The organism is Mesorhizobium sp. M1E.F.Ca.ET.041.01.1.1 (assembly GCF_003997355.1).
Taxonomy (GTDB): domain Bacteria; phylum Pseudomonadota; class Alphaproteobacteria; order Rhizobiales; family Rhizobiaceae; genus Mesorhizobium.
In genome coordinates, this window is sequence record NZ_RZSL01000319.1 from 1 (window position 1) to 7,106 (window position 7,106).

The 7,106-nt window shown below is 60.3% G+C and carries 9 protein-coding genes and 1 pseudogene; 5 read left to right on the forward strand and 5 right to left on the reverse strand.

Annotation, left to right across the window (positions count from 1 at the left end; all coding sequences use genetic code 11):
* Positions 1-197, reverse strand: a pseudogene (locus EOA38_RS22940) (hypothetical protein); the annotation flags it as partial.
* Between the two features lie 245 nt (positions 198-442).
* Here EOA38_RS22940 and EOA38_RS22945 point away from each other — a divergent pair.
* Both EOA38_RS22945 and EOA38_RS22950 read left to right on the forward strand, forming a co-directional pair.
* Positions 443-1,606 (forward strand): cytochrome P450, encoded by a 1,164-nt coding sequence (locus EOA38_RS22945; RefSeq protein WP_127300324.1) that lies wholly within the window; start codon positions 443-445, stop codon positions 1,604-1,606.
* A 109-nt stretch (positions 1,607-1,715) separates the two neighbouring features.
* A complete protein-coding gene (locus EOA38_RS22950; RefSeq protein ID WP_126093718.1) occupies positions 1,716-2,825 on the forward strand; it encodes a tellurite resistance/C4-dicarboxylate transporter family protein in 1,110 nt (369 codons plus the stop codon).
* Positions 2,826-3,635: 810 nt separating this feature from the next.
* Here the strand turns inward: EOA38_RS22950 and fdxA are convergent.
* Together fdxA and EOA38_RS22960 are read right to left on the reverse strand one after the other, a co-directional pair.
* Positions 3,636-3,977 (reverse strand): ferredoxin FdxA, encoded by a 342-nt coding sequence (fdxA, locus tag EOA38_RS22955; RefSeq protein WP_126093719.1) that lies wholly within the window; start codon positions 3,975-3,977, stop codon positions 3,636-3,638.
* A gap of 101 nt (positions 3,978-4,078) precedes the next feature.
* The gene (locus EOA38_RS22960) at positions 4,079-4,312 is read right to left on the reverse strand and encodes a hypothetical protein (protein WP_127300325.1); all 234 of its coding nucleotides are present in this window, start codon (positions 4,310-4,312) and stop codon (positions 4,079-4,081) included.
* A gap of 768 nt (positions 4,313-5,080) precedes the next feature.
* Between EOA38_RS22960 and EOA38_RS22965 the strand changes: the two genes are divergently transcribed.
* A complete protein-coding gene (locus tag EOA38_RS22965; RefSeq protein WP_126093720.1) occupies positions 5,081-5,434 on the forward strand; it encodes a hypothetical protein in 354 nt (117 codons plus the stop codon).
* Here EOA38_RS22965 and EOA38_RS22970 read toward each other — a convergent pair.
* Together EOA38_RS22970 and EOA38_RS22975 are read right to left on the reverse strand one after the other, a co-directional pair.
* The gene (locus EOA38_RS22970) at positions 5,389-5,751 is read right to left on the reverse strand and encodes a hypothetical protein (protein WP_126093721.1); all 363 of its coding nucleotides are present in this window, start codon (positions 5,749-5,751) and stop codon (positions 5,389-5,391) included. The two genes, EOA38_RS22965 and EOA38_RS22970, sit on opposite strands and share 46 nt — an antisense overlap.
* Before the next feature lie 114 nt (positions 5,752-5,865).
* Positions 5,866-6,294 carry an Rrf2 family transcriptional regulator gene (locus tag EOA38_RS22975; RefSeq protein ID WP_126093722.1) on the reverse strand — a complete coding sequence of 143 codons (429 nt, stop codon included), beginning with the start codon at positions 6,292-6,294 and terminating at the stop codon, positions 5,866-5,868.
* A 229-nt stretch (positions 6,295-6,523) separates the two neighbouring features.
* Here EOA38_RS22975 and EOA38_RS22980 point away from each other — a divergent pair, with 229 nt between their 5' ends.
* Both EOA38_RS22980 and EOA38_RS22985 read left to right on the forward strand, forming a co-directional pair.
* Entirely contained in the window at positions 6,524-6,775 is a 252-nt protein-coding gene (locus tag EOA38_RS22980; protein ID WP_126093723.1) for a DUF2249 domain-containing protein, read from the forward strand.
* A gap of 68 nt (positions 6,776-6,843) precedes the next feature.
* A partial coding sequence (locus EOA38_RS22985; protein ID WP_145966035.1) for a metal-sulfur cluster assembly factor occupies positions 6,844-7,106 on the forward strand: 263 nt, incomplete at its 3' end.

Here is a 7,106-nt window from a genome sequence, read left to right on the forward strand (position 1 = left end):
AGACGGTCGAATACGTCGGCCAGTTCTCGCCGTCCGGCGGCGCGCATGCGCCCGGCCAGATCCGCATATCTGTCGGCGGACTCCTTCTCCATGATCAGCGCGGTGGCGAGAAGCTCGCCCATCGACCGGATCGATGCCGTTGGTTCGGATATCAGGCGGGACATGGGGCCGTCTTCCCTCAATTGGCGGTCGACCATATTGTCTCCATCAACACGCTTGTTTGCGTTTCATCAAAGAGCGCGCGTTTTGGACCGTGCCGACGGCAAATCCGCGAAGCGTCAAAAATGCTTTCGCATCCTTAGGTGGCCAGCCAAGGAAAAATAGATGCGTCGGCGGCGCAAATGTTTGAGCTTGCACAAAGATCTCGTGCGCGCGCCGGGCTAGTACGGTTTGCTGAAAATTTCATGCCGCCGCTGCGGGGTCGGGAATTCGTTGTCGGGGGATGAGCCAGATGCCAGACAAGCCGCGCCCCGACTGGGATCCCAGATCCGATACGGTCGTTTCCAACCAGATCAAGGCTTACGACGCAATGCGCCACCGCTGCCAGGTGGCACTCAGCGATTACCTGGGTTGGTCGCTGTTCCGGCACGAGGACGTGGCGCGCGCCCTGGACGATCACCAAACGTTCAGCAGCGTGGTCTCCCGCCACCTTTCTGTGCCGAGCGGCATGGATCCACCCCTCCACACGGCCTACCGGCGGTTGATCGAACGTCATTTCGAGCCTGAGCGCGTTGAATCCTTCGAGCCACTTTGTCGGACGATTTCGGCCGATCTTGTGTCCGGCCTGGGGAGAGGCGTGGAGATAGACCTCGTCACGCAGCTTGCCCAGCGCTTCGCTGTACGAATTCAGTGTGCCTTTCTCGGCTGGCCGGACAGCCTCCATCAGCCGCTGCTTCAATGGGTTCAAAAGAACCATGAGGCCACATTGGCGAGGGACACTAGCGCGATGGCGGCCATAGCTCTCGAGTTCGACGGCTATATCAGCCAGTTGCTGGAGGCCCGGCGCGAGGCCGGCGCGGCCGTGCCGGGAGACATCACATCGGATCTGTTGCGGGAAAGAGTGGGCGACAGGCCGTTGAACCACGAGGAGATCGTTAGCATCCTGCGCAACTGGACCGTTGGCGAACTGGGCACCATCACTGCCTGCGTCGGTATCCTGGGCTACTATCTTGCGGAGAACCCGCAGGTCCAGCAGCGGCTTCGGGAAGGTCCGCATCTGTTGCCCGCAGCGATCGATGAGATATTGCGGATGCATGCACCGCTCATCGCCAACCGACGGGTGGCGACAAGGCCGGTGGAAATCGGAGGGCGCAAGATCGCCGTCGGCGAGCGGGTCACGCTTATGTGGGCATCGGCGAACCGCGACGAGGCTGTCTTCGGCCACCCGGACGAATTCCGCCTCGATCGCGACCCTGCGCGGAACCTCCTTTATGGCCGCGGCATCCATGTCTGCCCAGGCGCGCAACTGGCGCGGCTGGAGTTGCGCGTCCTCATGGAGGAATTGCTGAAGCGGACCCGCGATGTCGCGCTGGTGCCCGGCCCGCAACCAACAATCGCCATCTATCCGGCAAGCGGGTTTTCCTGTCTGCCGATGCTTATCTTGTAATTTGTGGAGGCATCGCAGCTTGTCCGAACTGGTGCTTGCAACTTAGTTCCGACACGCCCCAGTGGCGAGGGCGATGCCCGCGCGGCGGGCCGCAATAGGTGAGGAAGCCATGACGACCAGCGGCCGAGCCGAGCAGGCGGGAGAAGTGTTTTCAGGCCTTGCCGAGATGTCGCCCGCCTATTTCGGACTGGTCATGGCCACGGGCATCATCTCGCTGGCGGCCTTCATGATGCAGCACGACACGATTGCCCTCGGCCTGTTCTATCTCAATGTCGGGCAATATGCCGTTCTGTGCGTATTGTACGCCATGCGGGCCTGGCGCCATCCGCGCCGTTTCTTCGGCGATATGGTCGCTCACCTGACCGGGCCGGGGTACTTCACCACGGTGGCCGGCACCGGCATCGTTGCCAGCCAGTTCATGGTGCTGCGCGAGAACATCGTCGTCGGCACGGCCCTGTGGATGCTGGCCATACTGCTCTGGGTGTGCCTGACCTATACGATCTTCACCGCCTTCACTGTCAAGCGCGAGAAGCCCACACTCGACAAGGGTATCAACGGCGGCTGGCTGTTGGCGGTGGTGGCGACGCAAGCGCTCTCGGTATCCAGCGCGATGCTGGCGGCACGCATCGACCAACCCTATCGGCTTGAGCTCAACCTAATGGCCCTGTCGATGTGGCTGTGGGGCGGTATGCTCTACATCTGGATGATGTCGCTGATCTTCTACCGCTATGCCTTCTTCAGCTTCTCACCGGGCGACCTGGCGCCGCCTTACTGGATCAACATGGGGGCGATGGCCATCTCGACGTTGGCCGGCTCGCTGCTGATCCTGAACGCCCCGCACGCGCCCTACCTGATGTCGCTGTTGCCATTCCTGAAAGGATTCACCGTCTTCTACTGGGCGACGGGGACCTGGTGGATTCCCATGCTCCTTCTGCTGGCAATCTGGCGCTACGGCTACGAGCGCTTTCCCTTCCGCTACGATCCGCTCTACTGGGGTGCCGTGTTTCCGCTCGGCATGTATGCCGCTTCCACTTGGCAGATGGACCACGCTATGGAATTCGGTTTCCTAACGCCGCTGCCGCGCGCCTTCCTCTACATTGCCCTGTCGGCTTGGATTATCACCTTCGTCGGCATGCTTTGCACGCTAGTCCGCGTCTTGAACGGCAAAAGTGCTTGTTCTCCGAGCTTGCAGGGAAATGGCGGTACGACGAAGAAATGAGCCGCGGCTTCTCGGAAAGCGGTTGTGATTGGACTTGAGCGGCATCCATTTACCTGGCCTATGCCGCGGCTCGTCCGTCCCGACGCATCTTCATGCGGCCGGACGATCAGCATGCTCACCGATGCAAGCCGCCGAGCGAAAAAGACATCGAGCACCGTCGAAGCTGTCTTCTTGTCTTGTCGACAGTCTCCAGAATTGTTTGCTGTCATCAGTTAGGCGGTCGCATGACTGCCGCCGCCGAAATGCACCCTGTCGATCCGACGCGGCTGCCGCACTCGCGTGGCGACCAAGTCGAACCCCGGCGTAGCAGGTGCAGATACTCGACGACAGGCTGATCCTTGGCGGTGACCGTGGTGTGGCACCCGCAATACGAGCACATCGAGAGGCAGAACGCGATGTGTAGATAGAGCGAGGCCGAGTCATCCGGAGGTAGGCGCGATGCCAGTTTTCATAAGTATCGGGGCCGACCGAACGCGAGAACTCCAGCGGCGGCGGGTAGCTGGTGTAGCGTGGCAGGCACGCCCCGTCATGCTTTTGCAGAACGGATGGTTGCATGGCCTTCCTCGCCTCCGATAAAGCGCCGAATGCCAATCGAGTCTCAGCTAGGCTTCTCTGCGGAAAAACACATGCCTTGCGGGGCGGAGGCCATGCCGCGAGACGATTGTGGCTGCTAAGCCGAAAGCAGCGACATCCGTCGCCGTGAGTGTCGAAATCGGCCCGGCGGCCGTTCCAGATGCCGTTACCCGATTGGACGGCGATGTTCCCTTTGTCCCTGTTGCGGCCGGGGCGTGGTAAGGGAATGGAGCCAGATCACTCGCCCTCGCCGGGTTCGCCACTGAAATGGGCATCGAACTTGCCGGGCACCCCGTCCCAGGCTTCCGCGTCGGCGGGCGGTGTCTTCTTGCGCGTTATGTTGGGCCAGGAGGACGCATATTGATGATTGAGCTGGAGCCATGCCTGCGTGGCCGAGGAATCCGTGTCGGGGAAGATCGCTTCCGCCGGACATTCGGGCTCGCAAACGCCGCAATCGATGCACTCGTCGGGATGGATGACGAGCATGTTCTCACCCTCGTAGAAGCAGTCCACGGGACACACTTCGACGCAATCCATGTACTTGCATTTGATACAGTTGTCGGTGACGACGTAGGCCATTTTTCTGCCCTTTGACGGGACGCCGTGCTGGATGACCGCGCTGGAGTCGAGCGCGGTCCACTGGCGGCATCGGCTGACGGGATCGCTTGATTGCGAGTATCTCAGGCGGCAATTGGTCTCGCGCTCGCAGCGGTATCCGCCCGCGCTGCGGCAAGCGCGATCCAGTCGCGATAGAGGCCCTGGTCCTCCCTGGAAAAGGGCATGCGGCGCTTCATGTCGTCGAAGGTGTCGCCGGGGTGGCTCCTGTCGTAATCCGAGCGAACTAAGGATTCGAGGTAAGCACGCTCGGATGCGTCGGCAGGCCGGATGAAAGAATCGTGCGAATTGCTCGGCATGAGCGTTTCCTTTCAGTCAGTTTTTCAATTCGACGCCGCCCGCCATCTGTCCTGTTCCAACGCCCAGATGGCGCAGGCGGGGCAATCGGCGCCCCAGCGGTCGATGGCCGACCAGATCAGGCCGAGCCGCTCCTGGCGCGAGAGGGCGAACGCAGACTCGCATGGCGTGAAGGTCGGGAGCAAACCACGGAAGGTGCGCAATGTGTGAACGAGGAACAGAGGTAGCAAGACAGGCACCATCGATAAAAGGTGTACATTTAATATATCTTTTTCAACCCACCCCGGCAAGGGGGTGGGCGATGCGACCAGGTGAAGCGGTGGCGGCAATAGATCCCGCCTAGGGCGTTGCGTGCCCTATACGACGATCAAAAGCGGCGCCTATTCATCCCGCAAGACCACGACCCAGGTCACAGTCGCTTGTCCCAGTTCGGCAGTTCGAAATGCCAGTCAGAAAAGAGGATCACACAAAGCCGCAATCACAACCAATGGCGCGATCATCAAAGTCCTTGTTCATGACCCTAACAGTGCAGTCATCTAGGGTGTCCCATGCCCATAAGCTGACTCCAGCCAGCAATGACTGGCATCCCGATTTCAGAATAACCCCACAAGCCGCGGCCCTTTTTGATCCCTTCGACGAAGCGTGAGATTTGACCCCTTTTGCGTAGTCGGATTTCTAAGAGGACATGCCCGGCGCAGGAATGGGAGCCAGCATTAAGGGTCGATCAACTTCAGTTGTCCTAGATCCTTCGGAAACGGAGACCGGGAATAATGACATCCAAGCAAGGTGGCGGACCGAGAACCTATTCAGCAGTCATCTCAGGACTCGAAGTATGGTGCTCGCGTGATTGCCTCGGGCGGGTTGCAGGTTACTTCCTGAGCGAATCCGACGCGGTTGCCGCTGCCGAATTCTACAACGCCCAGATCACGATCACCCAAGTCGATGAACCGACGACAGGGGTTTGGGTATTCGATGCCGTCTATGTCGTGGTTTATTCAAACGGCAGGGCAGTTACGAAGAAGCGCTATATAGCTGTTGATCCGCAGACGGAGGAGATTATAGGGCAGATCTATGAAACCTATGACGCGCTAGCAGTTGCGCTGACCGATCGTCCGGCGCCGTGAGGTCTGATCGGATATCTGAACTGTTCCGGAACTGGACGCCCCGCTTCTTTCGTAACGACGACTTTCACGTATGTTGGATGCTCCTTGTTGAGCAGGCTGCCCTTCCCATGAACCCCTTCATGCAACCTGGCCGAAATCAACCATGACTGCGCCTCGTCTAGGGCGCGGCTCGCTTCAGCGACCCCGGACGACCGCATCCTTTCGCCGTGGAACTTGATCATCCTTTCCACGGGATCAGGCATGCCAATCTCCATGAGAAGCCTGATCGTCGGCAAGAGATGCTCTTCCACATCCGGAAGGCGATGATTGTCGGTCATCTGGTTTGCTCCTCAATGTACCCCGATGAAGGAAGCATGAGCCGCAAGCCTTGCCGGCGCAAGACGCGGAACCGCCGTGAGATGGGCCTTCTTGGAAAGCCCGGATATTGCCGCTTATGCCGCTGGCTGGATGCCGAAATCTTCCGGTGAGAGCAGAAGGTCGGCCAAGGTGTAGCGGTCAAGCGTCCCCGCGAAGGCTGCAAGCGCCTCCTTCAGCACTCCGCGGAGGCGGCAGCGGGGGGTGATCAGGCAGCTATTGCCGCTCCTGAAGCACTCGACCAGCGCAAAGTCGGGCTCCGTCGCCCGCAGCACTTCGCCCAGCAGAATCTGTCCCGGCGCCTTGGCAAGCGTCAAGCCGCCGGAGCGGCCACGCACCGCCCTCAAAAACCCGGCGCGGGTCAGTTGGTTGGCCACCTTCATCAGGTGAGCGCGCGAAATCCCGTAGACCTGAGCGGTTTCCTCGATGGTGATCAACTGCCCGTCCCTGGCCGCCGCATACATGAGCACGCGAAGTGAGTAGTCTGAGAAATCCGTCAGTCTCATCCGAAATCCCTTTGCCCGGCCACAATCGCAATGTCGCCCATCCAATGGAAAGATGCGCGGAGGATGTATGTTTTGCAAGGCCACGCAGCCGATCGACAAAACATATATTGACAATGTATGTTTTGTCGCCGACTATCGCGAACCGGAGCGAAACGCGTTGTACGCATCGCCGCCGCTGGCGGCGGGCGACAGGATTGCCCGCTCGTCAATGCAATCGAAGGATGACCCGATGACAAATACGACCGTCCAAAACGAGACAGACGTCCGCAGCCTGGTGCCGATGCAGAGGCACCAGAAGATCTTCCAGCTCGTCGACGAGCTTGCCCCTGGCGGGAAGTTCGTTCTCGTCAACGACCACGATCCCAAGCCTCTCTACTACCAGCTCGAGGCGGAACATCCCCAGCAGTTCTCCTGGACCTACCTCGAAAGGGGACCGGAGGTCTGGCGCGTCGAGATCGGCCGTCTCTTGAAGGCCGCTTGAGTCGAGCGTCGCGGGGCAAAGAGCCGCCCGCTAGCTTGCGCGGACGGCGATGGCGCAAAGGGAGTGACATGAGCGTTGGAGCGGAAACGCAGCTGGATGACGAGACGGTCAAGGAGGCGCTTCGTCTCGTGATCGACCCGGAGCTTGGCCACAACATCGTCGACCTGGGGCTCGTCTATGCCGTCCTGGTCAACGACGGCGGTGTCGTCAACATCGTGATGACAACGACGACGCGGGGCTGTCCCGCCACCGATTACCTGAAGGAGGGCGCCCGCGATGCGGCTTGGGGCGTTCCGGGTGTCGAGTTCGTCGATGTCACGGTGACCTACGA